Origin of the sequence: Aliiruegeria haliotis, assembly GCF_003003255.1 — a bacterium.
Classification (GTDB): Bacteria; Pseudomonadota; Alphaproteobacteria; order Rhodobacterales; family Rhodobacteraceae; genus Tropicimonas; species Tropicimonas haliotis.
Genome location: NZ_PVTD01000006.1, coordinates 155,966 through 180,551, shown reverse-complemented (window position 1 = coordinate 180,551; position 24,586 = coordinate 155,966). Strand labels below are relative to the sequence as shown.

Sequence of the window (24,586 nt, the reverse complement as noted above, 5' to 3'; positions counted from 1 at the left end):
GGCCCCTCCCTGGTCCATGGCCGCCTAGGCGGCGCGCCCGAGCCGTGTCAGCTCAGCATTCCCTTGCCCTGCCCGATCGCCGATTGCATGGTCCGCACCACGACGAAGGCGTCGCGCAGATGGCTGCGCTCCAGATCGCTCAGATCCGACGGCGGCATGAAGTTGTCGGGCTTGCGTCCGGCCCGGATCTCGTCGGCCTGACGCTTCAGTCGGGTTTCGGCGATCAGGTCATAGGCATCAAGCAGATCATGCGCACCAGATTGCGAGATCGTACCATTGGCCTCGGCCGCTTCCAGGCGGGCCCGGGTGTTCACCTCGGTCAATGTGCCCTGCAACGCGTAGACCCGGCCAAGATCGACAACCGGCACCACGCCGTTCATCTTCATGTCGAGTTCGTTCTTGTGCTCACCCGAGCGCACCGTGGCAAACCCGCGGAACAACCCCAGCGGCGGCGTGTGCTTGAGCGAGTTGACGATCATGTGGCCAACGAAGATCGTGTTCTTGCGCGCGGCCTCCAGCGTTTCCATTTGCAGGTTCGCAAACAGCGACTGCGTGCCACCGATAGGGCGCAGGTCGAACATGACCGAGGCCAGCATCTGTGCCTCCGGGTCCGGTTTGTCGATCCATCCCTGGAAGTACCGTTTCCAGACCTTCACCGGCTGGCACCAACGCTCGTTGGTCGCCATCATGTCGCCGGGACAATAGAAATATCCGCAGGTGTTCAGCCCGTCGCACACGAACTTCGCCAGCTTTCGGTAGTAACCCATGTCGGCCTCGGTCACCGCGTCATCAATGATGATGCAATTGTCCTGATCGGACACACCGGTCTGCTCCTGACGCCCCTGGCTGCCGCAGGCGAGCCACAGGTAGGGCACGGGCGGTGGTCCGAACTCGCCCTCAGCAAGCGCCAGCAGGCGGCGTGTCACGGCATCGGCGATATCGGTGATCAGCCGGGTGACGACCTCGTGACGGTTGCCGGCGCCCACCAGTTGCATCAGCAGCTTGGGCAGGCGGGCAGTGACCTTGGCCATCGCTTCGGCGGAGTAGGCGTCGGCGATCTCCTGCACCATCGATGCGGAGCTGATCGCCTGGAAGCGGGTCAGGTCCGTCTGTGTCAGGATGCCGACGATCCGCTTGCCCTCGGTCACGGTGACGTGGCCGACCTTTCGCTCCAGCATCACATGGAGCAGGTCGGACCCGAGAGCGGAAGGCGGCAGGCTCGCGGGGTCTGCCGTCATGATCCGGCTGACCGGTGTGTCGCCCGACAGGCCGGACGCCACGGCCTTGGTCGCCATGTCCCTGAGCGTCACGATCCCGACAAGCTGGTTTTCGCCTTCCGTCACCGCAAGGCAGGAGACCCGGGTGTCGCGCATCATCGTGGCGGCCGTCTGGATCGGCGTTGTGGGCGCCACCGCAATCGGGTTGCGGGCCATCAGGTCGCCCACCCGCTGCGTCGTCAGATCACCGCCCCGTTCCTTCGCAGGGCTCCGCCCACGATCGAAGAAACGGGCGAAGCTTTTGGAACTTTCGAGCAATTCGTGGAACTGGTCTGCGGGCAGGAGGAGTAGCCGTGTGTCCTCCGTGGCCTTCGCGTTTGTGACCGCGACGCCATCGCGGGTCAGACCACGCTCTCCGAAGGAGTTGCGGCCATGAAGGATGGACACCGGCGCACCGTTGCGATCGGTGATCTCAACCGTGCCGTGTTCGATCAGGTATAGCCCTTCGAGCTGCGTGCCGGCGGCGTAGATCATGCTCCCGGCTTCCGCGCTGCGATCGAGAAAGGCCTTGGAAATGCGGATCAGCGTCTCGCGCTTCATGCTGTCGTAGGGGTGGACGTGTTCGAGAAAGCGCAGAATGCGGGTGTCTCGATCGAGGGCGGAATCTGGCATCATCTCACCGTGAACAGGGGTCCTGGAAGGCATGCGGCGCGCCCCTTCGGGCAAAGGGACGCGCCGGTTGTTGTCGCTGTCGGCCAGCCGGGTCATTGGGAAACCCGGCCGGCCTCTGGCGGGATCAGTGATCCGCCGCGGCGGCACCGGCGCCACGCGGCACGCGGACGCTTTCGACCAGCTCGACGATCTCTGCCGGCGGCTCCTCGGTCGCGTTGGAAACGACGTAGGCCGTGGCAAAGTTGAGCATCGCACCGACCGCACCGAAGGAGGTGGACTTGATGGTCAGCAGAAGCGGGTCAGCATCGGTGAAGCTGTTGGTGCCCGGGATGAAGAACCAGCCCTTGTGCAGGAAGATGTACACGAGGGTGACAACCAGACCCACCAGCATGCCGGCCACGGCACCCTTGTTGTTGATGCGCTTCGAGAAGATGCCCATCATCAGTGCAGGGAAGATCGAGGCGGCGGCCAGACCGAAGGCGAGAGCAACCGTCTGGGCGGCGAAGCCCGGCGGGTTGAGGCCCAGGTAGGTCGCGACGGCGATCGCACCGGCCATGGCAAGACGTGCCGACAGCAGTTCGTTGGCTTCCGACATGTTCGGGGTCAGCTGACCCTTCAGCAGGTCGTGAGACACCGCCGAGGAGATTGCCAGTAGCAGGCCGGCCGCGGTCGACAGCGCGGCGGCGAGACCACCGGCGGCGACGAGCGCGATGACCCAGCTCGGAAGGTTGGCGATTTCCGGGTTGGCCAGAACGAGGATGTCGCGGTTGAAGTTGGTCAACTCGTTCTCGGCGCCCCAACCAGCGGCTTCCATCTCGGCAACCTTGTCGGCGTCCTTGTCGTTGAAGTAGGCAATCTTGCCGTCGCCGTTCTTGTCTTCCCAGCCGAGAAGACCGGTCTTCTGCCAGGTCGCCATCCAGGCGTACTTCTCGTCGGCTTCCATCATCTCGGTGGAAACAGGCTCACCATCGGTGCCACCCGGCCACATCAGCTCGGAGATGTTCAGGCGGGCCATCGCACCAACGGCCGGGGCCGTGAGGTACAGAAGCGCGATGAACACCAGCGCCCATCCGGCGGACCAGCGCGCGGAGGCAACGGTCGGCACGGTGAAGAAGCGCATGATGACGTGCGGCAGACCAGCGGTACCGATCATCAGCGACAGGGTGAACAGAACCATGTTCAGCGTGTCGGCGTGATGGGTCGTGTACTCGTTGAAGCCCAGCTCGGCGACAACGGCGTCGAGTTTGGCCAGCAGCGGCTCACCGGAGGCAACGTGATCCCCGAAGAGGCCGAGTGCCGGGATCGGATTGCCGGTCAGCTGCATGGAGATGAAGATTGCCGGGATGGTGTAGGCGGTGATGAGCACCACGTACTGGGCAACCTGGGTGTAGGTCACGCCCTTCATGCCGCCGAACACTGCATAGGCGAAGACGACCGCAGCACCGATCAGCAGGCCGGTGGTGTTGTCCACCTCAAGGAAACGGCCGAAGGCCACGCCGACGCCGGTCATCTGGCCGATCACGTAGGTGATCGAGGCGACGATCAGGCAGATCACGGCCACAAGGCGCGCGGTCGGGCTGTAGAAACGGTCGCCGATGAACTCGGACACGGTGAACTTGCCGAACTTGCGCAAGTAGGGCGCGAGCATCAGCGCGAGCAGCACGTAGCCGCCGGTCCAGCCCATGAGGAAGGTCGAGTTGTCGTAGCCGGTAAAGGCGATCAGGCCGGCCATCGAGATGAAGGAGGCGGCCGACATCCAGTCAGCGCCGGTGGCCATGCCGTTGACGACGGGGTGAACCCCCCGGCCGGCGGCATAGAATTCAGACGTGGAGCCCGCGCGGGCCCAGACCGCAATACCGATGTAGAGCACGAAGCTCGCACCGATAAAGATCCAGTTGAGTACAAACTGATCCATGATTCCCTGTCCCTATTCTTACTGCTCGTCCACGCCGTGTTCGGCGTCGAGCTTGTTCATCCGCCAGGCGTAGAAGAAGATGATCCCGAGGAAGACGAGGATCGAACCTTGCTGGGCGAACCAGAAGCCCAGGTCCGAGCCGCCGACGGCGATCCCCGAGAGCAGCGGCCGCAGCAGAATGCCGAAGCCGAAGGACACGAGTGCCCAGATGACGAGGCACCAGGTGACGATCTTGATGTTCGTCGCCCAATACGCATTGTTTTCAGGTTTGTCCGACATTTCGGTCCTCCCGATTGGTTGGCTGTTCTCCCGCCCTGCACCTCCCGTGCAAGGCAGCGTTTTTCTCCCGGACAGTCGGGTCCGGTCGTCGGCGGGCATGAGGCTGCCCGCCCTGTCGGTCAGGCGCGGGCCTGCGCGACAATTTCGTTGAGCTTGCCGGCGATCTCCTCGATCGCGCCCATGGCGGCGACCTCCTTCAGAACGCCCCGGCCCTGGTAGAAGTCGATCAGGGGCGCGGTCTGCGCGTGATAGGCTTCCAGCCGCGAGCGCACGGTTTCGGCATTGTCGTCCGAGCGACGCTTGAACTCCGTACCGCCGCATTTGTCGCAAATGCCGTCCACGGCCGGCGTCTTGAAGCTGTCGTGATAGCCCTCGCCGCAATTGCCGCAGGTGTAGCGACCGGAAATCCGCTCCACCATCGCGTCGTCCTCGACTTCAAGGCTGATCGCGGCGTTGATCTTCTGACCGGAGGAGGCAAGCAGGCCGTCCAGCGCTTCGGCCTGGGCCGTGGTGCGCGGGAAACCGTCAAGGATGACACCCTTCGCGGTGTCGTCATCGCCGAGGCGATCCTTGAGCACGGCGATGACGATTTCGTCGCTCACCAGTTCACCGGCCTCCATGACGGCCTTCGCCGCGAGGCCAGCCTCGGTGCCCGAGGCCACGGCGCCGCGCAGCAGGTCCCCGGTGGAGAGCTGCACGAGGCCGAAGGCGTCCTCCAGCATCCGTGCCTGGGTGCCCTTGCCGGCCCCCGGAGGGCCCAGCAGGATCAGCACGGGTGGGGTGGGTGCTTCACTCATCGGATCACTTCCGGTTCTGACGGTTTTCGATCAGGTCATCGACCACCGACGGATCGGCGAGCGTCGAGGTGTCGCCAAGCGAACCGTAGTCGTTCTCGGCGATCTTGCGCAGGATGCGGCGCATGATCTTGCCGGAGCGGGTCTTCGGCAGGCCGGGCGCCCACTGGACAACATCGGGCGTCGCGATCGGGCCAATCTCGTGGCGAACCCAGGTGCGCAGTTCCTTCAGCAACTCGTCGGAAGGCTCGACATCGTTCATCAGCGTCACGTAGCAGTAGATGCCCTGGCCCTTGACGTCGTGCGGGTAGCCCACCACGGCGGCCTCGGCGACCTTGGCATGTGCAACCAGCGCGCTCTCGACTTCCGCGGTGCCCATCCGGTGGCCGGACACGTTGATGACGTCATCCACACGGCCGGTGATCCAGTAGTACCCGTCGGCGTCGCGACGACAGCCGTCACCCGCAAAGTAGTAGTTCTTGTAGTCCGCAAAATAGGTCTTCTCGAAGCGACCGTGGTCGTCCCAGACACCGCGCATCTGGCCGGGCCAGCTGTCCTTGAAGCAGATCACGCCCTCCGCCTCGGTTGCATGGATCTCCTCACCCGATTGCGGATCAAGGACAACCGGCTGCACGCCGAAGAACGGGAAGGAGGCCGCGCCCGGCTTGGTACCATGCGCCCCCGGCAGCGGCGTGATCAGGTGACCGCCGGTTTCCGTCTGCCAGTAGGTGTCGACGATGGGACATCTCCCCTTGCCGACCTTCTCGTTGTACCAGTTCCAGGCTTCCGGGTTGATCGGCTCACCGACCGACCCCAGAAGGCGCAGGCTCGACAGGTCATACTTTTCGACCCACTCGTCGCCCTTGCCCATCAGCGCGCGGATGGCCGTCGGCGCGGTGTAGAACTGGTTGACCTTGTGCTTGTCGCACACTTCCCAGAAACGCCCGGCATCCGGATAGGTCGGCACGCCTTCGAACATCACCGTGGTCGCGCCGTTGGCCAGCGGGCCATAGACGATATAGCTGTGGCCAGTGACCCAGCCAACGTCGGCGGTGCACCAGAACACGTCACCTTCATGGTAGTCGAAGGTGTATTCATGGGTCATCGCCGCATAGACGAGGTAGCCGCCAGAGGTGTGCACGACCCCCTTGGGGTGACCGGTCGAGCCGGATGTATACAGGATGAAGAGCGGGTCCTCTGCGCCAACCTCGGTCGGAGCATTGTAGTCGTTGGCCTCCAGCATCATCTCGCCGTAGTCGAAGTCACGGCCATCGACCCATGTGGTCTGCTCGCCGGTGCGGCGCACGACAAGGACGCTTGGGTCGTGGATGCAGTGCAGCAGGGCGGCGTCGGTGTTGGACTTCAGCGGCGTCTTGCGGCCACCGCGCGGCGCATAGTCGGCGGTGATCACCAGCTTCGCGTCGCACCCGTTGACGCGGGCGGCCAGCGCATCGGGGGAGAAGCCTGCGAAGACGATGGAATGGATGGCGCCGATGCGGGCACAGGCCAGCATCGCGTAGGCGGCCTCCGGGATCATTGGCAGGTAGATGACAACGCGATCGCCCTTGCGGATACCCAGCTCCTCCAGAACGTTGGAGAACTTGCAGACCTGCGTGTGAAGCTGCTTGTAAGTGATGTACTGCGCCGGCTCGTCGACATTGTCGGGCTCGAAGATGATCGCGGTCTGATGCGCGCGCTTTTCGAGATGGCGATCAACGCAGTTGGCGGCGACGTTCAGCGTACCGTCTTCGAACCACTTGATGTCGACATTGCCCGGCGCGAACGAGGTGTTCTTCACCTTCGTGTAGGGCTTGATCCAGTCGAGCCGCTTGCCGTGCTCTCCCCAAAACTTCTCCGGATCAGCCACGGAGGCCGCGTACATCTCCTCGTATTTCGCGGCTGTGATGTGGGCATTCTTGGCGAAGTCTTTTGGGATGGCTCCGGTGGCCTTGGCTTTTGCAGTCATGGGCTTTCCTCCCTAGCGTACGCGATGTGACAGCTCGAGGAGGTTCGACAACAGACACACGGTCTGAATCGACGCCCCTCCCCTTGCGCGATTTACGTAGACCATACGCGATCCGTCAAAAAACGGGTAACTCTTTTTTTCAAAACGATTTTTCTGTGAATTTCTTGACGACCGAAAGAACGATATTGTAAAAATCTTTTCCCACGTTTGCGCAAAACGTCCACAGAACAATACGTTAAATACCACCTGACGGCTGTCTACGTTTGACCAGCAACACGTGTTCCTCGGCACGAATCAACACGGCAGGCTGCTTGACGCTGCGACAAATGCGCCGAACGACGCGTTCGGCGCAACAATCTTGCCCCTCGCGGCGCGAATCTAGTGGAATGCGACTCGGTTACCGTGGAACCCGCGAAAACGTTTCAGCGCTGCCAGCGACCTTCGAAGTCCTCAGGAATCAGAAGAACGTCCCGATCCAGATCCCCGACATGCCGGCGGCCGCAGAGTGCCATCGACACGTCGAGCTCGCGGTGGATGACTTCAAGCGCCCTGGTCACGCCCGCCTCGCCCATCGCGCCCAGCCCATAGACGAAGGCGCGGCCGATCATGGTGCCCTTGGCCCCCATCGCCACGGCCTTCAGCACGTCTTGTCCCGAGCGGATCCCGCTGTCGAGATGCACTTCGATCCGATCGCCGACCGCGTCGATGATCGGACGCAGCATGCGGATGGAACTCATTGCCCCGTCGAGTTGCCGTCCCCCGTGATTCGATACGACAATCGCGTCCGCGCCAACCTCCGCGGCCCGAACCGCGTCCTCGACGTCGAGAATCCCCTTGAGGATCACCTTGCCGCCCCACATGTCCATCAGCTTGCGGACCTTGTCCCAATCGAGCGACGGGTCGAATTTCTCGGCCGTCCACGAGGAGAGTGACGACGGGTCGGAAACACCTTCGACATGGCCGACGATATTGCCGAACTCGCGCCGCTTCGTCTGCAGCATCCCAAGGCCCCAGGCCCATTTCGTCGAAAGATCGAGCCAGTTCGCCAACGTCGGCTTCGGCGGGGCGGACAGGCCGTTCTTGAGATCCTTGTGCCGTTGGCCAAGCACCTGCAGATCCACCGTGATCACAAGCGCTGAACAACCGGCCGCCTTGGCGCGGTTGATGATATTGCGGTTAAACTCGTCATCGTTGAGCGTGTAGATCTGGAACCAGAAGGGCGCAGACGTGTTCTCCGCGACGTCCTCTATCGAACAGATCGACATCGTGGAGAGCGTGAAGGGGACCCCGAATTTCTCCGCCGCCCGAGCGGCGAGGATCTCGCCGTCGGCATGCTGCATTCCGCACAGCCCGACAGGGGCCAACGCCACCGGCATGGCCACGTCTTGCCCGATCATCTGCGTCGCGGTCGAGCGGCCCGACATATCCACCGCAACCCGCTGGCGCAGGCGGATCTGTTCGAAATCGGACGTGTTTTCGCGGAAGGTTTGCTCGGTCCAGCTTCCGGACTCCGCATAATCATAGAACATCTTCGGCGCTCGACGACGGTAGATGCGCTTGAGATCCTCGATATTGGTGATGACGGGCATGTCCCCGAGCCTCCCCTCGATATTGGTTAGGATCCCTTACCAATTCAACCCATTCAGGGCAACAGGCACAGGTCAGTCGTCGAATTCATAGCCCAGGACGTCAATATCGCGGGCATAGTAGGCTTCCACTATTGCTCGTGTCCTCGGGGTGAAGAACTCGCGCCAGTCGGAGTGGTCTTCGAGAGCCGCCCCCGTCTCCGCGGTATGTTTGACCGCATTTTTGAACCGTGCGCCGACCTTCAACGCCTCACCGGAGGAATTGACGTGGCCAAGTTGTGACGACAGGTCAAACCGCGAGATCAGCCCTGCAGCGCCATCTTTCAGGTTTTCAAGCCGGATCACCTGGTCGCAGACACTCTCGCCATTGCGATAGTAGAAGTCCGTTTGCGGTCTCAAAAACCACGCGAACCGTCCTCCGTCACGAATCCGATCATCAACGAATTCCTCAAAGCGCGCATGGCTGGTAATGTAACGGAAAGCGGAGACGACACGGCTCCACGGGTTCCGCACCGTCGCGAAGCAGAAATACTCGCCGAGCATACGTTCAGGAATATACCGAAAGGCGATGATTTCATCGGCGGTCATGTGTGCCAGCCGGGGCGGGCCGACTTTCCGGTTCTCGTTGGCCCCCAGAAGCAACGGCGCCCGTTGCTCCCATGAAAGGCCAAGATCGTCCAGAAACAGGCGCTCTATGCTTTGGCCGCCGGTTTTGGGTACGTGAAAATAGATGCAACGGTGGTGATGAGAAATCACGGGTGCCTCCAGTACCTTCGCCCCAGCCAGACGTCGCGCTTCACGCGCGGTGCGCGCCATCCGCGAGCGTTTTCACGAAGGCCAGCACCTCGTCCGTCGCCTGTCCCTCGCCGATTCTCTTGACGATCGCGGAACCGACCACTGCGCCATTTGCCACGGAGGCGATCGCTTCCGATTTCTCGGGCGAGTTGATGCCGAAGCCGACGATCACCGGCAAGTCCGTCGCAGCCTTGATCCGCGCGACTTCCGGTCCGACGTCACCGGCCTCTGCTTCCGCCGAGCCGGTGATTCCGGTGATCGACACGTAGTAGACAAAGCCGGACGTGTTCTGGAGCACCTTGGGAAGACGCTTGTCATCAGTGGTCGGTGTGGCCAGACGGATGAAGTTCAGGCCCGCATCCTGTGCGGGAATGCAAAGCTCCGAGTCCTCCTCCGGTGGCAGGTCCACCACGATCAGCCCGTCGATTCCCGCCGCCCTGGCATCCCGCAGGAACGTCTCCACGCCGCGATTGTAGATCGGGTTGTAGTAGCCCATCAGCACGATGGGCGTGGTGTCATCCCCCTTGCGGAACTCTGTCGCCAGCTCCAACGTCCGCTGCAGGGTCATGCCCGCTTCCAGCGCGCGCTGACCGGCAAGCTGGATGGTCGGGCCGTCTGCCATCGGATCGGTGAATGGCAGGCCCAGTTCGATAATGTCGACACCGGCTCCCGGAAGGCCCTTCACCAGTTCCAGAGAAGTCGCATAGTCCGGATCCCCGGCCATCACATAGGCAACAAAGGCCTTTTTCCCTTCGGAACTCAGCCGGGCAAAAGTGTCGTCGATCCGGGTCATCTGCTGTCCTCAAACGTGGTCCGGACCCTCGTGCAGAATGCGGCGGGGAAAATCAAGGCCCCGTGCGACCGAACACTTACCCTCACGACCACGGCAAATTCCTTTTCGCGCCGCCGCGCGATCCCCACATTTGGTTTACCAGCCGCACCACGCTGGCTTGGAGGCGGACGCCGCCCGTGCTTCTCCGCCCCAGCGATCCTGTCACGCTGAACGGAAAGGAGAGCACCATGTTCAAGCGTATCGCCACCCTCGCCACGATCTTCGGCATGCTGGCCACCGCGCCGCCTGCCCCGGCCCAATCCCTGCGTTGCGCCCCGCGCGACCATGTCGTGGAGCGCCTGCAGACGACGTTCAAGGAAACGCAGCTTGGCCTCGGGCTGCAAACGAACACCCGGCTGGTCGAAATCTGGTCTTCCGACGCCACCGGCACCTGGACCATCCTCCTGACCGAGCCGAACGGCATGTCGTGCATCATGGCGTCAGGCGGCAACTGGCACGGCGGTATAGCGCGCCCCGACCTCGCCGATCTCGGGATCCCCAGTTGACGATCAGCTCGCCTCGACGGGCGCCGTGCAGGATATCATCCAGTTGATCCCGAACCGGTCCCTGACCGTGCCAAAACCCGGGCTGAAGAAGGTCTCCTGAAAGGGTGTGGAGATCGCGCCGCCTTCCGCGAGTGCCTCGAAGATCTCCCGCCCACGCGCGACCGTCTCCACCGCCATCATGATGGAACTGCCGGTCATCGGGTCGAACCCTCCCATCACGTCGTCGCAGCCCATCAGCAGACCCTGGTCGAACTCGACCGCCGCGTGCATGAGCCAGCCGTCCTTCTCAGGCGGCAGCTCCATCGGCCCTTCGGACGCCGGGATCATGGCCTCGATTTCGCCGCCGAACACATCGGCGTAAAAACCCATCGCCTCCCGGCACTGGCCGTTCTCGAACATGACATAGGGTGTCGGGTTCATCTCGCGTCCTCCTGGTCCTGTCCCGGTGTATGCGCAAGTCTAGCACGGCTTGCCCCACCCGCCGCTTGCAATTAGAAGGCGGCGAGTTTTTCCGAAGGATCATCCAATGGGCTTCAAGACCGGCATCGTGGGCCTGCCGAACGTCGGCAAATCCACGCTCTTCAACGCGCTGACCCGCACCGCCGCGGCCCAGGCCGCGAATTTCCCCTTCTGCACCATCGAGCCGAATGTCGGCGAAGTGGCTGTTCCCGATCCGCGCCTCGACAAGCTGGCCGCAATCGCGGGGTCCAAGCAGATCATCCCGTCGCGGATGACTTTCGTGGATATTGCCGGGCTGGTGAAGGGCGCGTCGAAGGGCGAAGGTCTGGGCAACCAGTTCCTGGCCAACATTCGTGAATGCGACGCCATCGCCCATGTCCTACGATGCTTCGAAGACGGGGACGTGACCCATGTCGATGGCCGCGTGAACCCCGTCGAGGATGCGGAGACCATCGAAACCGAGCTGATGCTCGCCGACATGGAGAGTATCGAGAAGCGCATGGCCAACCTCGTCCGCAAGATCAAGGGCGGCGACAAGGAGGCGCTGCAACAGGAACGCCTGCTCAAGGCGGCCATGGCCGCGCTGGAGGATGGCAAACCCGCCCGCAGTGTCGACGTGGACGAAGAGGATCGGAAGGCCTGGGACATGCTCCAGCTTCTGACGACGAAGAAGATCCTCTATGTCTGCAACGTCGCGGAAGACGAGGCCGCCGAGGGCAACGCGCATTCCGAAGCGGTTGCGAAGATGGCAGCGGAACAGGGGGCCGCGACGGTGGTGATTTCCGCCCGGATCGAGGAGGAGATCGCGCAGCTCGATCCCGAGGAGGCGGAAATGTTCCTCTCCGAACTCGGCCTTGAGGAAGCCGGTCTCGATCGGCTGATCCGCGTCGGGCACGACCTGCTTGGCCTTCAGACCTACTTCACGGTCGGCCCCAAGGAGGCGCGCGCCTGGACGATCCACAAGGGCGATCCCGCACCGAAGGCCGCGGGTGTCATCCATGGCGATTTCGAGCGCGGGTTCATTCGCGCCGAGACCATCGCCTATGACGACTTCATTGCCTGCAACGGCGAGCAAGGCGCCAAGGAAGCCGGCAAGATGCGCGTCGAGGGCAAGGCCTACGAGGTCAAGGACGGCGACGTCCTCCACTTCCTATTCAACGCCTGATCACTCGACCTGCAAGAATGGAATCACAGCCTCAGGACCCGCCGGCATGTGTGGCCAGTGGGCTCTGGCTGGCAACCTTGCGCCCGGAGCAGCAAAGACGTTGAGGGCTTGTCCCATCGACAGCCTTGATCGAGCCGTGCGCGGCATCCCCTACCCATAGCTCAAAGAGATAAGTTTTCTTCGATCCAGCACACGGATCTGCCCGCGACCTGTCTCGACCGCGCCCGCATCGCCAAGCCCCCGCAGGACGCGCTCAACCGTCGGCAGCGACACCGCCACCAGATTGGCCAGATCTTCCTGGGTCAAGCGTATCGGCGCACCACATTTCCCTGCAATTTCATCGTAATAGACGAGCCTTTGGGCAATGCGGCTGGTCGAGTTGGCAATTGTCAGATTGGCGAGCAGCTTCAGCGCAGTGGCGAGGTTACGATGCGACAAAGCATAGAAATCCTGGATTATGTCCGGATGACTTTCCAATAGTTCGATCACAGAGGCACGTGGCACGTGGAGCCCGACCGTGGGGCGCGTGGCCACGACAGAAACGAGGCGCGTGCTGTCGGAGAAGAACGCGGATTCTCCGACCCAGAAACCGGGCTCGGACAGATGGATCGGCACGATCTCCTGGTTGTCGCGCGGCAGCATGATCTGCAAGCCACCGTCCACGAAACCGTAGACACCATCGCTTCGGTCCCCCATCCGGTAGACAGGCTCGTCCTCGGCAAAGCGGACGAGACGCGCGCTTCCAAAAATCAGGTCGCGGGAAGACCTCGGACATTCCGCGAGCCATCCGACACGGCCAAGGAACGCGCAAACTTCATCGAAGTCGTTGTATTTTTTTACCTTTTGCATCTGGCGAACAGTTAAACCTTTTTTTTAGAGCGCCAACAGATTCTTTACGACGAAACCCATCACTTGATGGTGAATGCAGCGTTGTGCCCGGTATACTGGCAGCGGGCAAACGGTGTCGGTCGAAAGCGCGTAGGGACTCTTTTGTTGGTTCCAGACCTGCACCGTCGGTCTGCTTCTGGCTGTTTATCGCGTGTTTCCCGGTTTCGGGACACTGGAACAGCCGCAAAATTGGATTTCGACCCGGGAGTTCCCAGATGCACCAATCATCTCCAAACCCAACCGGATGGTATCGCCGCCTTGCGATTGCCACGACGGCCCTGACAATCGCAGGGTCAGCCTGGGCACAGGACGCTGAAAAGCCCAATATTCTTGTCATCTGGGGCGACGATGTCGGCCAGTCCAACATCTCGGCCTACACGATGGGCCTGATGGGGTACCGGACGCCCAATATCGACCGGATCGCCGAAGAGGGCATGATCTTCACGGATTATTATGGTGAGCAGTCCTGCACCGCCGGACGCTCGTCGTTTATCATGGGGCAGTCGGTGTTCCGCACCGGCCTGTCCAAGGTGGGCCTGCCGGGCGCCGAAGAGGGCATGCAGGTCGAGGATCCGACCATTGCCGGGCTGCTGAAGGCCCAGGGCTATGCCACCGGCCAGTTCGGCAAGAACCACCTCGGCGACCGGGACGAGCATCTGCCGACCAACCACGGCTTCGACGAGTTTTTCGGCAATCTCTATCACCTGAATGCCGAGGAAGAGCCGGAGAACGAGGATTACCCGGGCGACCTGGTGCTGCCCGGCGGAAATACATTCCGTGAGCAGTGGGGCCCACGCGGCGTGATCAAGTCGTCGGCCGACGGTGAAATCGAAGATACCGGCCCGCTGACCAAGAAGCGCATGGAAACTGTCGACGAAGAGACGGTTGCCGCAGCAATCGACTTCATCGAGCGTCAGGAAGAGGCCGGCACGCCGTGGTTTGTCTGGTGGTCGGGCACCCGGATGCACTTCCGCACCCATGTGAAACCCGAGATGCGCGATCAGGCCAACGAGATCGTCGGCAAGTCGGTGGATGAATACACCGCCGGCATGATCGAGCACGACCTGCATATCGGCATATTCCTCGACAAACTGGACGAGATGGGCATCGCCGACAACACCATCGTGTTCTACTCCACCGACAACGGCCCGCACATGAACACTTGGCCCGATGCCGCGATGACGCCGTTCTGGGGTGAGAAGAACACACAGTGGGAAGGCGGCTGGCGCGTGCCGGCGATGGTCCGCTGGCCCGGCAAGATTGCGGAAGGCGAAGTTGTCAACGAGATCGTGCATCACATGGACTGGTTGCCGACCTTCCTTGCCGCCGCGGGTAACGAAACGGTGAAAGAGGATCTGCTTGAAGGGATAACCGTGGCCGAGGTCGGTGGCGGTCGTGACTACAAGGTCCATCTCGACGGCTACAACATCATGCCACTGCTGACCGGCGAGACCGACGAAAGCCCGCGTGAAGAGATTTTCTATTTCACCGATGATGGCGACCTTGCCGCGCTGCGCTACCGTGACTGGAAGATCACTTTCCTGGAGCAGAAGGCCTGGGGTACACTGCGGGCCTGGATGGAGCCGCTGACGCCTCTGCGCATCCCATTGATCTTCAACCTGCGTCGTGACCCCTATGAACGCGCATACCGGACGTCGAACACCTACTACGACTGGATGCTCGACCGTGCCTACATGCTGGTGCCGGCGCAGGCCTACGTGGCTCAGTTCCTTGAGACCTTCCAGGAATTCCCGCCGCGGCAGGAAGCGGCTTCCTTCAGCCTCGACAAGGTCATGGAGAAGCTTTCGACCCCGGCCGGAAGCCCGTAAGCCTCCGGCCCGCACGGGACAGTCCGGAACGTGAAACATGGAAGCCGCCCCCTCCCGGGGCGGTTTCTTTCTTTTTTCAGGGCACCGCCTACACCAGATTGCAGCACTCCGGGGGGCCTCTCGACCTCGATTTCCCCGAGGCAGGAGCCACGCTGTCCCGCGGCGAAATCGCTTTGGCCGTTGGGGGGGGCCGGTCATCATCGCTCACTGACAGACCCTGAAATCCGGGGACGGCACAGGTTTTTCGACGCTTGAGAACCAAACCGAGCAAGGCGTTGCACATTGGCACGGCGCAGGTCCCACTCCGCGATTCCGGCTGCCGTTTCTACTTGCCGTTGGCGACCGGAACTCGGACATGTTCCCGCTGCCGTACCGCAACCGCCCGGTCGGTACGGGATTGGCCATCACTCCGGCGCTGGCGCCGCCGGATCAAGGGGGATCGCGCCAGCGGCGTCGGTCAGAAGGCGGCGTTCAATGCCTTCAGCACGCGCCCGTCGCGTTCGTAGGGATCCTCTCGGAAATGCACCACGTCATCCTCGACCCACGCGGTCCAGTAGGTCAGCAGGACCGGCATCGGTCGGGGAAGATCAACCCGCGTTGTCTTCCCGCTGGCCAGTATTTCGTCCATCCGCCCCTGCGTCCAGGAAGGATCTTCCTGCATCAGCAGGCCCGCAAAGACGAAAGGATTCTCGATGCGCACACATCCGGAGCTGAGGTTCCGCGTATCGCGGTCAAAGAGGCTCCGATCATTCGTGTCATGCAGGTACACCGCGTGCTTGTTGGGGAACATGAACTTCACCAGCCCCAGCGCGTTGTTCGGCCCCGGTTGCTGAACGAGCGCCACGCCCGGATTGGACGCGCCCCAGTTGACCGATGAGGCCGACACGATCTTTCCGGAGGCGCGGTCCCGCACGATGTAATTGTTGCGCTCCAGGTAACCGGAATCCTTGCGGATCCGTTCGAGCTTGTCCTTCACGAAGATCGAGTTCGGCACCGTCCAGGTCGGGTTGAACTCCATGTATGTGATGTCGTCGCGAAACACTGGCGTCTGGCGATAGGCCGAACCGGTGATCGACCGGGTTGTCCAGGCAAGCTGCCCGTCCAGCACCAAGAATGTCCGGGCCCCCGCGATGTTGACCAGCACGAAATCGTCCTCAAGCCCGCGCACGAACCACCGAAACCGCTCAAGGCTCAGGCGCAGCTTGTCGATCCGATCCGTCACCGGCGCATTGAGCGACGCCAGGGTCCGCGGCCCGACGACCCCGTCCGCCTCCAGCCCGTGCCGGCGCTGGTATCGTACCACGGCCAATTGAACGGCGGTGGAATAAGTGGTGTCTTCCGTCTCGATCCCCTCGAAATCGCCCTCGACCGCCAGCCGCTCCAACAGGGTTGGCACGCGCGGATCGTCCATCCCGACCTTCAGGGGAGCGCCTTCGGGCACCTGTGGCCAGCCCCCGGCGGCCTCGATCTCGCGATAGGTTCGCAGGGCTTCGACCAGCAGGAGATATTGCTCGTCCCGGATCGCCAACTCGCCCATCAATTCGGAGAAACCGCCCGCCTCAAGTGCTTTGTTCACCACGGCCACGGGATCCGCCTCGATCACCGGGCGCTCGAAGTTCCAGGCGGCATCCATCGCTGCCGGGTCGACCTTGCCGAAAACCATGAAATGAATCAGACGCGCCGCCGCGTCGGTTGCAACGATCTCGAAGGTCGCGACCTCCGCCGGGCCGCCGTTGATCGCAGCCTCGTGCAGGTCGAACAGCCGTGGCAGATGGAAGTCAGGCGGCAGGAACCCTTGGGTCAGGGCCTGTGTCATCTCCGTAAGCAGAGAATCCGCCGCTGGCGTGTCGAACCAGGCAACCCTGCCGTCGCGCAAAGCGTAGAAATCACGTATAAAATCGGTGGCTACGATCCGCACTCCGCCGACCTCTGCCACGCCGCTCGGCAATGCCTCCAAAGCCGCCGTGATCTGCGCCGCCTCGGTCTGTGCCGACGCCGGGGACAGTCCCCCGGCAGCCGCTGCAGTGACACTTGTTGCCAGGAGACACGCCCTGATCCACCGCATGGCCTACTCCATGATTGCCTGACAGTCGCGCACAGCATCGCCGGTGGCACGGCGGTGTCAATCACGGGCCGTTCACAAGGGTGACGTTTCTGAGGTCCCGTCGCAACGCGGTTGCGTCCTGCCCGAATGCCCTGCCCCGACTGTGCGCGACACGGGCACAGAATGCAGGAAACAGGCGCAGAGGACGTGCCGCGACCAAGCGGGAAGCGGTGCAGGGCCGGTCAGTCGATCTTCGCGGCGACCGCGCGGGCAATCACGCGTTCTTCATCGGTGGCGATCACCATGACCTTCACCGGTCCCGTGCTGATAACCTGTGCACTTGCGGAGTTGGCGGCTTCGTCAATGGCAATGCCCAGGAACCCGAGGTTGGCGCAAACGCCCCTGCGGACGATCTGCGAGTGTTCGCCGACCCCGCCGGTGAAGATCAGCGCATCGATCCCGGCATTTGCCGCAGCCAGTGCGCCCACTTCCCGGGTAACTCGCGCGATGTAGTATTCCAACGCGGCCTTCGCATCCGGCAGGTCGGAGTCCTGAATGGTGCGCATGTCGTGCGTCAGGCCGGAAAGGCCTTTCATTCCCGATTCCTTGTAGAGAAGGTCGGAGATTTCCTGTGCGCTCATGCCCTTGTCGAGCAGATAGAGGATGATACCCGGATCGAGTTGGCCGCACCGCGTCCCCATCGGCACGCCGTCCATTGCCGAGAAGCCCAGCGTCGACGACACCGCCTTGCGACCGCGAACAGCGGTCATGGAGGCGCCATTGCCCAGATGCGCGATGACGATCCTGGCGTCCGCAAGTTCCGGCATCGTTTCGGCGACATGGCCGGTGATATAGTCGTAGCTGAGGCCGTGGAACCCGTAGCGGCGAACGCCCTCTTCGTAGTATGCCTTCGGCAGCGCGTAGACGTCGTTCACCCAATCGTGGCTGCGGTGGAATGCGGTGTCGAAGCACCCAACCTGAACTGCACCGGGAAAGGCCACCATTGCGGCGCGGATCGCGGCGATGTTGTGCGGCTGGTGCAGCGGTGCCAGCTTGGCGAGCCCGGCAAGGTTTTCGAGGATCTCTTCATCGATTGCGACCGGTTCGGAGTAGTCGGGGCCACCATGAACGATCCGGTGGCCGACCCCCGCAACCTCGGTTTCGCCGAGGATCGGCTTCAGCGCTTCCAGCACCGCCTTGAGCCCGGTCGTATGGTCCGCCTGCCCGAGCGCGGTCTCCGTCGTCTCGCCCTTGTATTTCAGGATCAGTTTGGCGTCGGGACCTATTCCATCGATCTGGCCGGATGCAATCTCTTCTGGCTCGCCATTGCCCGTAAGGTAGACGGAGTACTTGATGGAACTGGACCCGGCATTCAGGGTCAGAATGGCGGACATGGGCCCACTCCTCTGTTCTTGCACAACAATGATCGTTCAGCACCGACAATGGCGCCGGTCCCCCGGCTCCGATGTAGGCAACACGTCAGGAACGAGCAACCGGATCGCCCGGGCCAACTCTGCGCCTCTTTGGCACATTTGCGCCTTTGCTCACGCAGCATTGCGCCCGCAGCATACATGTGCCCGGCCTGTACCGCGTGCCTATTCGGCCATCGGATGCCGCAAAAGGACGTTCAGGAACTTGCTCTCCCCGGTCAAAGGCCGCGACCAGAGACCGGCGAAGGTATCCCGCAAGTCGGCGCCTTCATGCAGGATATCATGCACGGCACGGCTGACCGGCATGTCGATACCGATCCGGTCCGCGAGGTCGATCACCGAGATCGCGTTCACCTCGCCCTCCACCACGACGCGGGTGCCGTCAAAGACATTCTCCCGCGAGATGCCGGAGCCCAGCTGGACACCGAAATGCATGTTCCGGGAGGTGGTAGAGGAGCAGGTCAGGGTCAGGTCGCCCACGCCAGAGAGCCCCGCCACCGTTTCCCGGCGACCTCCCAGCGCCTCCGCCAGCGCCTTCATCTCGTCGATGCCCCATGTGATCAGCGCGGCGCGTGTGTTCTCGGCATAGCCCGCGCCGGTCATCATCCCGCAGGCAATCGCCACCACGTTCTTCACCGCTCCGGCCACTTCAACGCCGACCAGATCGTCACTGATGTAGGGCCGGAAGCTATCCGAGCCCAGGGAAAGCGCCAGCCGGGATGCGGGGGCTGCCTGCGGGTCGCGGCGATGCGCCTGCGCGAATGGAAAGGCCAAGGTGACAGCCGTCGGATAGTTGAGCGCGGTTTCCCGCGCGAAGGTCGGCCCCGACAACGCCCCCATCGGGTGCCCGGGAAGCTCCTCGCTGGCAACCTCGCTCAGCAACTTGCCGGATCCGGTTTCGATCCCCTTGGCGCAGAGCACCACGGGCGCACCCGCCGCGATATGCGGGGCAACCTGCCGACAGATCTCGCGCAATGTCACCGAGGGCGTCACGAGCAGCACGCAATCGGCCCCCTCCACCGCTTCCGCCATGTCTGCGGTCGCATCCAGCCCTTCGGGCAGGTGAATGCCGGGCAGGTAGCGCATGTTCTCGCCGGTCTTGCGGATCGTCGCGAGGTCCTCGGGGTTGCGCCCCCAGAGCCGAACCCGCCGTCCCGCCTGTGCCGCCTTCAGCGCAAGTGCCGTCCCCCATGCGCCTGAGCCGATAACCGCGATAGACTGGTAGGGGCCGTGGTCGGGGTGGATGCCGGGTGCGGGGGTGGACATGAAACCTCTCCGAAGGTCGAATGCGGGCGAAATGCCTGTCGGGCGTGGAAAATGACCCATTCGGGCAGCAACTGCAACTGCCACCCGCCACGTCTGCGCTTCGCTCGCCGCAGCCCCTTTGCCCGACGGTGATGCCTGCTATGTTGACCGGAAAACCGAGACCCATTGACCGAGGCCCCGATGCGTCCAATGTTTCCCCGGCTCCGAAAAGCCCTTGCTTTCCTTGGTGCGCTCAGCACCGGGATCAGTCGTCGCCACCTGCCACTGATCGCCGCCGGCGTCGCCTTCTACGGGTTGCTGGCGATCTTCCCGGCCATCACATCCGTGGTCACGCTCTGGGGGTTCTTCGCCGATCCGGATATCGTTGAGCAGCAATTGTTGACCTACCAGTCGGTGATCCCGGAAGAAGCTTTCTCAATCATCGACGCGCAGGTCCGCGCTATTGCCAACGGCCCCAAGGAGGTCCTGGGTTGGGCTTCGGTCCTGTCGATCGGCACCGCGCTCTGGGCCTCCCGCGCCGGGGTGGCGGCCATGATAAACGGGCTGAATGCCGTCTATCGCACCCCGCCGCGCGGTGGGCTGAAAAGCATGTTCATGGCACTGTTCCTGACGCTGGTGCTTGTTGCCGTGGCGCTGGTGTCGATGGCGACGGTCGTCGTGACGCCGGTTGCCCTCGCCTTCCTGCCACTCGGCCCCTACACCGGGCTCGCGCTGCAAATCCTGCGCTGGCTGGTGGGCGTCGGGGTCGTGCTTCTGGGGATCGGGTTGCTCTATCGGCTCGGTCCCAACCGGGATGGCGCGCGCAGCCCGCTGCTCTCTCCCGGCTCGATCCTGGCCATGTTCCTCTGGGCACTCGTCTCCTGGGGGTTCTCCACCTACCTGGAGAATTTCGCCAATTACAACGAGGTCTACGGCTCCCTCGGCGCGGTGATCGCGATGTTGATGTGGTTTTATCTCTCGGCCTTCGTGGTTCTGCTGGGCGGGTTGGTGAATGCCGAACTTGAGCACATGGAGGACGCCACTCCCACAACCGAAAAGGCCGAACCGGAAGAGGACTCACTTGGGGGACCTACAGCGTCGGACGAACCGGATGCGTTCACCGCGCCCCAACCAGAGCAAAAGCCGGCTTGAGCGCTCCCTTATTCGGTCGGGACACGGAGACCCGTCCCGATCTGACACGGTGAATGGGCAGAGTGTCCTGACACGCGCGTTTCGTCTGTAGAACCGGGGTCACAGTCAGTCCCGTCCCGCCCTGCCTAAGACCCCCAAGCCCGGGCTTCCAGCCTGCCCCGAGGATGGTAGACCGCTCGGGGCAACATGACACCGGCCTGAGGCAGAACAGGCAGCGGGCGACAACCGCCTGCCAAGTGAACACGGCAGCCAAAAAGGCGTCGCCGCCGCCCTCCCTTGCTCCCCCCAACCGCAGCGCGTACTGCTTTCCTGCCCGTGCATGGGAGACCGCATGTTCCTGTATCGCCTGTTGCTGACCCTGCTTGCTCCGCTGATTGCCGGATGGTTCGCGCTGCGAATCCTGCAACGCAAGGAAACATGGGCCGACCTTCGCGAACGTCTGGGGCACGGCGCTGTGCCGACCGAAGCGGGCCGGACATTCTGGGTGCACGGTGCCTCCAATGGCGAACTGACCTCCGCCCGCAGGTTGATCGAAACGCTTCTGGAACGCGACGCCGATCTGCGGATCGTTGTGACGGCGAACTCCCTTACTGGGCGCGCGCTTGCGACGGGCTGGGGGCATCCCCGGCTCACCGCGCGGCTCGCGCCGCTCGATTTCCGTTTCTGCCTGATGCGGTTCCTGTCCCAATGCCGCCCGGAGTTGCTGATCTTGCTGGAGGGAGACCTCTGGCCCAACCGACTTGTGCTGACGGCAGCCCGAGGCGCCTCGGTGGCCATGATCTCTGCCCGCATTTCCGAGAAATCGGCACGACACTGGTCCCGCAGACCGCGCCTCTGCCGTGCGATTTTCGGCGCGGTTTCGCTGCTTTCGGCGCAGGACGCCGCTTCCGAGACCCGCTTCCTTTCTCTCGGATTGCAGCCAGAAGCTCTCGCGCCGCGCCTGACACTGAAGGCAACCGTCACTCTGCCCCAACCCGACCCTGCGTTGCGTGCCCGCTATGCCCGCCATTTCGACCGCGACGCCACCTGGCTCGCCGCCTCCACCCACGAGGGAGAAGAGCAACAGGTGATCGCGGCCCACCTTGCCGCCCGCGCTGCGCGACCCGGCCTGCGGTTGATCCTCGCCCCGCGTCATCCGCGCCGCGGCCCGGAGGTCGCGGCATTGCTCGACAGCGCAGGACTCGACTTCGCCACCCGCTCCAAGGGCGAAGACCCCGGTGATGCGGAGGTTTACCTGGCGGATACGCTGGGCGAGATGCCGCTTTGGTACGCGCTCTCGGGGGCGTGTTTCGTGGGCGCCTCGCTGGTGCCAAAGGGGGGGCACACGCCCTATGAACCTGCCCAGTTCGGCTGCGCGATCCTGCACGGAACCGACCTGACGAACTTCGCGGAGCAATACGCCCGCCTTGAAGAGACCCACGCCGCGATACAGGTCACCGACGGCGCAAGCCTCGGTGCGGCGCTTGGCGCACTCACTCCGGATCGGTGCCGGTCACTTGCCGCTGCGGCGCATGACGCATTGGGACTCGACGCAGGTCCGGAACTGCCGACCTTGTGTGACCGGTTGCTGTCACTTTCCTCGGCTCATGCAAGTGGTGTGGACGACAGTCGGACACAGCCTGTTCACTGAACCCGCACGCGTGAAACAACGGGAAGGCCGGATGGCGAATGTGTCGTCGCCGCACTCCGAGCGCGCGCAATATCAGGCAAAGCCAGATTGGTACGGGCGGCCGGACTTGAACCGGCACGGGCTCATCGCCCCAGGGAGTTTAAGTCCCATGCGTCTACCATTCCGCCACGCCCGCGACGGCTTCACGGGATAGGCCCAATGACCGGCCACCACAAGGGTCGCATTGGTGAAACCTGCATCCGAAGACGCGGCGGGAAGCTGCCCTCCCGCCGCGCAGGCCCGTGAGGTGCGATCAGCGCAGACGCATCTCCGTCTCGCCGTCGAAGAGGTAGACCTTGTCGATGGGATAGCTCACGCCGACCTTTGCGCCTTTCTCGGTCCGGTAGTCGCCGCGTTCCTCGACGATCAGCCGTTCGCCGGTCGGCGCCACGAGGTAGGCATAGGACACCCCCCCGAGCGCCTCGGTCAATTCCACCACGTGTGTGTCACCTGCGGCATCCAGTTCGATGTGCTCTGGGCGGACACCCACTTCGACCTTGCGACCGTCCTGGGGCAGGTTCACCGACAGGTCCAACTCCGCCGCCAACCCGGGGACCGTTACTTTCCCGCCGGTTGCCTCGCCCTTCACGAAGTTCATCGACGGCGATCCGATGAAGCCCGCAACGAACTTGTTGTCCGGGTCACGATAAAGATCCATCGGTTTGCCGACCTGCTCGATCCGACCGTCGCGCAGCACAACGATCTTGTCGGCCAGGGTCATCGCCTCGGTCTGATCGTGGGTGACATAGATCATGGTTGCGCCGATTTCCTCGTGAAGGCGCGCGATCTCAACCCGCATTTCGACACGAAGCTCCGCGTCGAGGTTCGACAATGGCTCGTCGAACAGGAACACATCGGGCCCCCGCACGATGGCACGACCGATGGCGACACGCTGGCGCTGCCCCCCCGAGAGTGCCTTGGGACGGCGGTCAAGATACGGGTCCAGTTTCAGGATCCGCGACGCCTCGCCGACCTTGGAATCGATCACTTCCTTCGGATGACCGGTCATTTTCAGACCAAATCCCATATTCTGGGCCACGGTCATGTGCGGATAGAGCGCGTAGGTCTGGAACACCATGGCGACCCCCCGTTCGGACGGATCCATGTCCGTCACATCCCGGTCGCCGATATGGATCTTGCCTTCCGTGGTCTCTTCAAGTCCCGCCACCATCCGAAGCAAGGTGGACTTGCCACAGCCGGAGGGGCCGACGAACACGCAGAACTCTCCATCCTCGATCTCCAGATCGACCCCGTGGATCACCTGAACGTCGCCGAAACGCTTTACTACATTGTTCAGAACGACGCCTGTCATCCCAATCTCCCTTCTGTCTTGCCCTCTCCCTCAACGGGGTAGGACCAATGAACCGCCTCACCGGCGATATCTTCTACACATTGATGGAGGCGCGGCAGTTGCCCCTCCAGTTGCCTGAAATCCACCTGCAACGTCGAACCGGTCAGGCCGACGGCCCCCAGAACGCGCGCGCCATCGATCAGGATTGGCGCGGCGACGCAGATCATGCCGGGCTCGTGTTCTTCCCGGTCCCGGGCGTAGCCGCGCGACCGCGCCCGTTCCAGGGCGGCGCGAAGAACGACCTCGTTGGTCAAGGTTGTCGGCGTAAATCTATGAAAACTTTGACGTTTTATGACTCCCGCCAGTTCACCTTCCGGCATGAACGCCATCATCGCCTTGCCAACGGCGGTGCAATAGGCGGGCGCCACTTTTCCGGTTTCCTGCGACATCCGAATGGCGCCGGTTGCGGTCCGCTTGTCGACATAGAGCACATGTCCGTGGTCCATCTGGGCGAGGTGCACGGTCAGCCCGGTGTCGTGGCACAGAATATCCACGTGCCTTCGCGCAATGGGCGCCAGCGATGCCTGACGCCAGGCCGCATGTGCCAAACGCACCAATCGCACGCCCAACGTATAGGTCCCGGCCGAGGGATCCTGCACCAGCATGCCCTGGTTCACCAGCGTCTGCGCCAGCCTGTAGAGCGTTGCCTTGGGCAGCGGCGACATCCGCTGAAGGTCCGCGAACCGAACCGGCTTTTCCTGGGCCGCGACCAGGTCCAGCACGTCCAGCGCCTTTCCGACGGTCCCGTCTCCCGTTGATGCCATTCGCCTCGCCCTCCCAGCCGGTGCGGCG

The 24,586-nt window shown here is 63.0% G+C and carries 20 protein-coding genes and 1 tRNA gene; 5 read left to right on the top strand and 16 right to left on the bottom strand.

Annotated elements, in window-relative coordinates; genetic code table 11:
- Positions 1 to 47: 47 nt before the first annotated feature.
- The 8 genes from CLV78_RS15310 to trpA all read right to left on the bottom strand — a co-directional run bounded on the left by CLV78_RS15310 (position 48) and on the right by trpA (position 10,017).
- Positions 48 to 1,889 (bottom strand): DUF294 nucleotidyltransferase-like domain-containing protein, encoded by a 1,842-nt coding sequence (locus CLV78_RS15310; RefSeq protein ID WP_106205798.1) that lies wholly within the window; start codon positions 1,887 to 1,889, stop codon positions 48 to 50.
- Between the two features lie 124 nt (positions 1,890 to 2,013).
- Positions 2,014 to 3,804 carry a sodium:solute symporter family protein gene (locus CLV78_RS15305; RefSeq protein WP_106205697.1) on the bottom strand — a complete coding sequence of 597 codons (1,791 nt, stop codon included), beginning with the start codon at positions 3,802 to 3,804 and terminating at the stop codon, positions 2,014 to 2,016.
- 18 nt (positions 3,805 to 3,822) lie between these two features.
- Positions 3,823 to 4,083, bottom strand: coding sequence for a DUF4212 domain-containing protein (locus CLV78_RS15300; RefSeq protein WP_106205696.1), 261 nt, complete (start codon positions 4,081 to 4,083; stop codon positions 3,823 to 3,825).
- Between the two features lie 119 nt (positions 4,084 to 4,202).
- The gene (locus CLV78_RS15295; protein ID WP_106205695.1) at positions 4,203 to 4,880 is read right to left on the bottom strand and encodes an adenylate kinase; all 678 of its coding nucleotides are present in this window, start codon (positions 4,878 to 4,880) and stop codon (positions 4,203 to 4,205) included.
- 4 nt (positions 4,881 to 4,884) lie between these two features.
- A complete protein-coding gene (gene acs / locus CLV78_RS15290) occupies positions 4,885 to 6,843 on the bottom strand; it encodes an acetate--CoA ligase (RefSeq protein WP_106205694.1) in 1,959 nt (652 codons plus the stop codon).
- Positions 6,844 to 7,265: 422 nt separating this feature from the next.
- Positions 7,266 to 8,432 (bottom strand): alpha-hydroxy acid oxidase, encoded by a 1,167-nt coding sequence (locus CLV78_RS15285; RefSeq protein WP_106205693.1) that lies wholly within the window; start codon positions 8,430 to 8,432, stop codon positions 7,266 to 7,268.
- Positions 8,433 to 8,504: 72 nt separating this feature from the next.
- Complete coding sequence (locus CLV78_RS15280) at positions 8,505 to 9,245, bottom strand: sulfotransferase family 2 domain-containing protein (protein WP_106205692.1); 741 nt, start codon at positions 9,243 to 9,245, stop codon at positions 8,505 to 8,507.
- A complete protein-coding gene (gene trpA, locus CLV78_RS15275) occupies positions 9,226 to 10,017 on the bottom strand; it encodes a tryptophan synthase subunit alpha (protein WP_106205691.1) in 792 nt (263 codons plus the stop codon). The genes CLV78_RS15280 and trpA overlap by 20 nt, the downstream gene beginning before the upstream one ends.
- Positions 10,018 to 10,244: 227 nt before the next feature.
- On the opposite strand from trpA, the gene CLV78_RS15270 reads away from it, so the two are divergent.
- Positions 10,245 to 10,562 carry a hypothetical protein gene (locus CLV78_RS15270; protein ID WP_106205690.1) on the top strand — a complete coding sequence of 106 codons (318 nt, stop codon included), beginning with the start codon at positions 10,245 to 10,247 and terminating at the stop codon, positions 10,560 to 10,562.
- 3 nt (positions 10,563 to 10,565) lie between these two features.
- Here the strand turns inward: CLV78_RS15270 and CLV78_RS15265 are convergent, their stop codons facing one another.
- Positions 10,566 to 10,982, bottom strand: a complete 417-nt coding sequence (locus tag CLV78_RS15265; protein ID WP_106205689.1) for a VOC family protein — start codon at positions 10,980 to 10,982, stop codon at positions 10,566 to 10,568.
- Between the two features lie 106 nt (positions 10,983 to 11,088).
- Here CLV78_RS15265 and ychF point away from each other — a divergent pair, with 106 nt between their 5' ends.
- On the top strand, positions 11,089 to 12,186 hold the full coding sequence (gene ychF / locus CLV78_RS15260; RefSeq protein WP_106205688.1) for a redox-regulated ATPase YchF: 1,098 nt from the start codon (positions 11,089 to 11,091) through the stop codon (positions 12,184 to 12,186).
- Positions 12,187 to 12,336: 150 nt separating this feature from the next.
- Here ychF and CLV78_RS15255 read toward each other — a convergent pair whose 3' ends face one another.
- Positions 12,337 to 13,035, bottom strand: coding sequence for a Crp/Fnr family transcriptional regulator (locus CLV78_RS15255; protein ID WP_106205687.1), 699 nt, complete (start codon positions 13,033 to 13,035; stop codon positions 12,337 to 12,339).
- 254 nt (positions 13,036 to 13,289) lie between these two features.
- Between CLV78_RS15255 and CLV78_RS15250 the strand changes: the two genes are divergently transcribed.
- Positions 13,290 to 14,903: an arylsulfatase gene (locus tag CLV78_RS15250; protein WP_106205686.1), complete on the top strand. Its 1,614-nt coding sequence runs from the start codon at positions 13,290 to 13,292 to the stop codon at positions 14,901 to 14,903.
- Between the two features lie 457 nt (positions 14,904 to 15,360).
- On the opposite strand, the gene CLV78_RS15245 is transcribed toward CLV78_RS15250, so the two are convergent.
- From CLV78_RS15245 to CLV78_RS15235, 3 genes are all read right to left on the bottom strand, one after another.
- Positions 15,361 to 16,968, bottom strand: a complete 1,608-nt coding sequence (locus tag CLV78_RS15245; protein WP_245925101.1) for a L,D-transpeptidase family protein — start codon at positions 16,966 to 16,968, stop codon at positions 15,361 to 15,363.
- Between the two features lie 221 nt (positions 16,969 to 17,189).
- Entirely contained in the window at positions 17,190 to 18,341 is a 1,152-nt protein-coding gene (locus CLV78_RS15240; RefSeq protein ID WP_106205685.1) for an acetate/propionate family kinase, read from the bottom strand.
- Positions 18,342 to 18,542: 201 nt separating this feature from the next.
- Positions 18,543 to 19,643, bottom strand: coding sequence for an NAD(P)H-dependent glycerol-3-phosphate dehydrogenase (locus CLV78_RS15235; protein ID WP_106205684.1), 1,101 nt, complete (start codon positions 19,641 to 19,643; stop codon positions 18,543 to 18,545).
- A gap of 189 nt (positions 19,644 to 19,832) precedes the next feature.
- Between CLV78_RS15235 and CLV78_RS15230 the strand changes: the two genes are divergently transcribed.
- On the top strand, positions 19,833 to 20,774 hold the full coding sequence (locus CLV78_RS15230) for a YihY/virulence factor BrkB family protein (protein ID WP_158263550.1): 942 nt from the start codon (positions 19,833 to 19,835) through the stop codon (positions 20,772 to 20,774).
- A 331-nt stretch (positions 20,775 to 21,105) separates the two neighbouring features.
- Positions 21,106 to 22,404, top strand: coding sequence for a 3-deoxy-D-manno-octulosonic acid transferase (locus CLV78_RS15225; RefSeq protein ID WP_158263549.1), 1,299 nt, complete (start codon positions 21,106 to 21,108; stop codon positions 22,402 to 22,404).
- Positions 22,405 to 22,492: 88 nt separating this feature from the next.
- On the opposite strand, the gene CLV78_RS15220 is transcribed toward CLV78_RS15225, so the two are convergent.
- The 3 genes from CLV78_RS15220 to CLV78_RS15210 all read right to left on the bottom strand — a co-directional run bounded on the left by CLV78_RS15220 (position 22,493) and on the right by CLV78_RS15210 (position 24,558).
- Positions 22,493 to 22,579 (bottom strand) — tRNA-Leu (locus tag CLV78_RS15220).
- Between the two features lie 117 nt (positions 22,580 to 22,696).
- Positions 22,697 to 23,755: an ABC transporter ATP-binding protein gene (locus CLV78_RS15215; RefSeq protein WP_106205681.1), complete on the bottom strand. Its 1,059-nt coding sequence runs from the start codon at positions 23,753 to 23,755 to the stop codon at positions 22,697 to 22,699.
- Positions 23,752 to 24,558 carry an IclR family transcriptional regulator gene (locus CLV78_RS15210; protein ID WP_106205680.1) on the bottom strand — a complete coding sequence of 269 codons (807 nt, stop codon included), beginning with the start codon at positions 24,556 to 24,558 and terminating at the stop codon, positions 23,752 to 23,754. The genes CLV78_RS15215 and CLV78_RS15210 overlap by 4 nt, the downstream gene beginning before the upstream one ends.
- Positions 24,559 to 24,586 lie beyond the last annotated feature (28 nt).

Excerpts from the sequence above, each read along its gene's own strand:
- CLV78_RS15310 (WP_106205798.1), bottom strand. The coding sequence starts at position 1,889 with ATGCCAGATTCCGCCCTCGATCGAGACACCCGCATTCTGCGCTTTCTC.
- CLV78_RS15305 (WP_106205697.1), bottom strand. The coding sequence starts at position 3,804 with ATGGATCAGTTTGTACTCAACTGGATCTTTATCGGTGCGAGCTTCGTG.
- CLV78_RS15300 (WP_106205696.1), bottom strand. The coding sequence starts at position 4,083 with ATGTCGGACAAACCTGAAAACAATGCGTATTGGGCGACGAACATCAAG.
- CLV78_RS15295 (WP_106205695.1), bottom strand. The coding sequence starts at position 4,880 with ATGAGTGAAGCACCCACCCCACCCGTGCTGATCCTGCTGGGCCCTCCG.
- acs (WP_106205694.1), bottom strand. The coding sequence starts at position 6,843 with ATGACTGCAAAAGCCAAGGCCACCGGAGCCATCCCAAAAGACTTCGCC.
- CLV78_RS15285 (WP_106205693.1), bottom strand. The coding sequence starts at position 8,432 with ATGCCCGTCATCACCAATATCGAGGATCTCAAGCGCATCTACCGTCGT.
- CLV78_RS15280 (WP_106205692.1), bottom strand. The coding sequence starts at position 9,245 with ATGGCGCGCACCGCGCGTGAAGCGCGACGTCTGGCTGGGGCGAAGGTA.
- trpA (WP_106205691.1), bottom strand. The coding sequence starts at position 10,017 with ATGACCCGGATCGACGACACTTTTGCCCGGCTGAGTTCCGAAGGGAAA.
- CLV78_RS15270 (WP_106205690.1), top strand. The coding sequence starts at position 10,245 with ATGTTCAAGCGTATCGCCACCCTCGCCACGATCTTCGGCATGCTGGCC.
- CLV78_RS15265 (WP_106205689.1), bottom strand. The coding sequence starts at position 10,982 with ATGAACCCGACACCCTATGTCATGTTCGAGAACGGCCAGTGCCGGGAG.
- ychF (WP_106205688.1), top strand. The coding sequence starts at position 11,089 with ATGGGCTTCAAGACCGGCATCGTGGGCCTGCCGAACGTCGGCAAATCC.
- CLV78_RS15255 (WP_106205687.1), bottom strand. The coding sequence starts at position 13,035 with ATGCAAAAGGTAAAAAAATACAACGACTTCGATGAAGTTTGCGCGTTC.
- CLV78_RS15250 (WP_106205686.1), top strand. The coding sequence starts at position 13,290 with ATGCACCAATCATCTCCAAACCCAACCGGATGGTATCGCCGCCTTGCG.
- CLV78_RS15245 (WP_245925101.1), bottom strand. The coding sequence starts at position 16,968 with ATGCGGTGGATCAGGGCGTGTCTCCTGGCAACAAGTGTCACTGCAGCG.
- CLV78_RS15240 (WP_106205685.1), bottom strand. The coding sequence starts at position 18,341 with ATGTCCGCCATTCTGACCCTGAATGCCGGGTCCAGTTCCATCAAGTAC.
- CLV78_RS15235 (WP_106205684.1), bottom strand. The coding sequence starts at position 19,643 with ATGTCCACCCCCGCACCCGGCATCCACCCCGACCACGGCCCCTACCAG.
- CLV78_RS15230 (WP_158263550.1), top strand. The coding sequence starts at position 19,833 with ATGTTTCCCCGGCTCCGAAAAGCCCTTGCTTTCCTTGGTGCGCTCAGC.
- CLV78_RS15225 (WP_158263549.1), top strand. The coding sequence starts at position 21,106 with ATGTTCCTGTATCGCCTGTTGCTGACCCTGCTTGCTCCGCTGATTGCC.
- CLV78_RS15215 (WP_106205681.1), bottom strand. The coding sequence starts at position 23,755 with ATGACAGGCGTCGTTCTGAACAATGTAGTAAAGCGTTTCGGCGACGTT.
- CLV78_RS15210 (WP_106205680.1), bottom strand. The coding sequence starts at position 24,558 with ATGGCATCAACGGGAGACGGGACCGTCGGAAAGGCGCTGGACGTGCTG.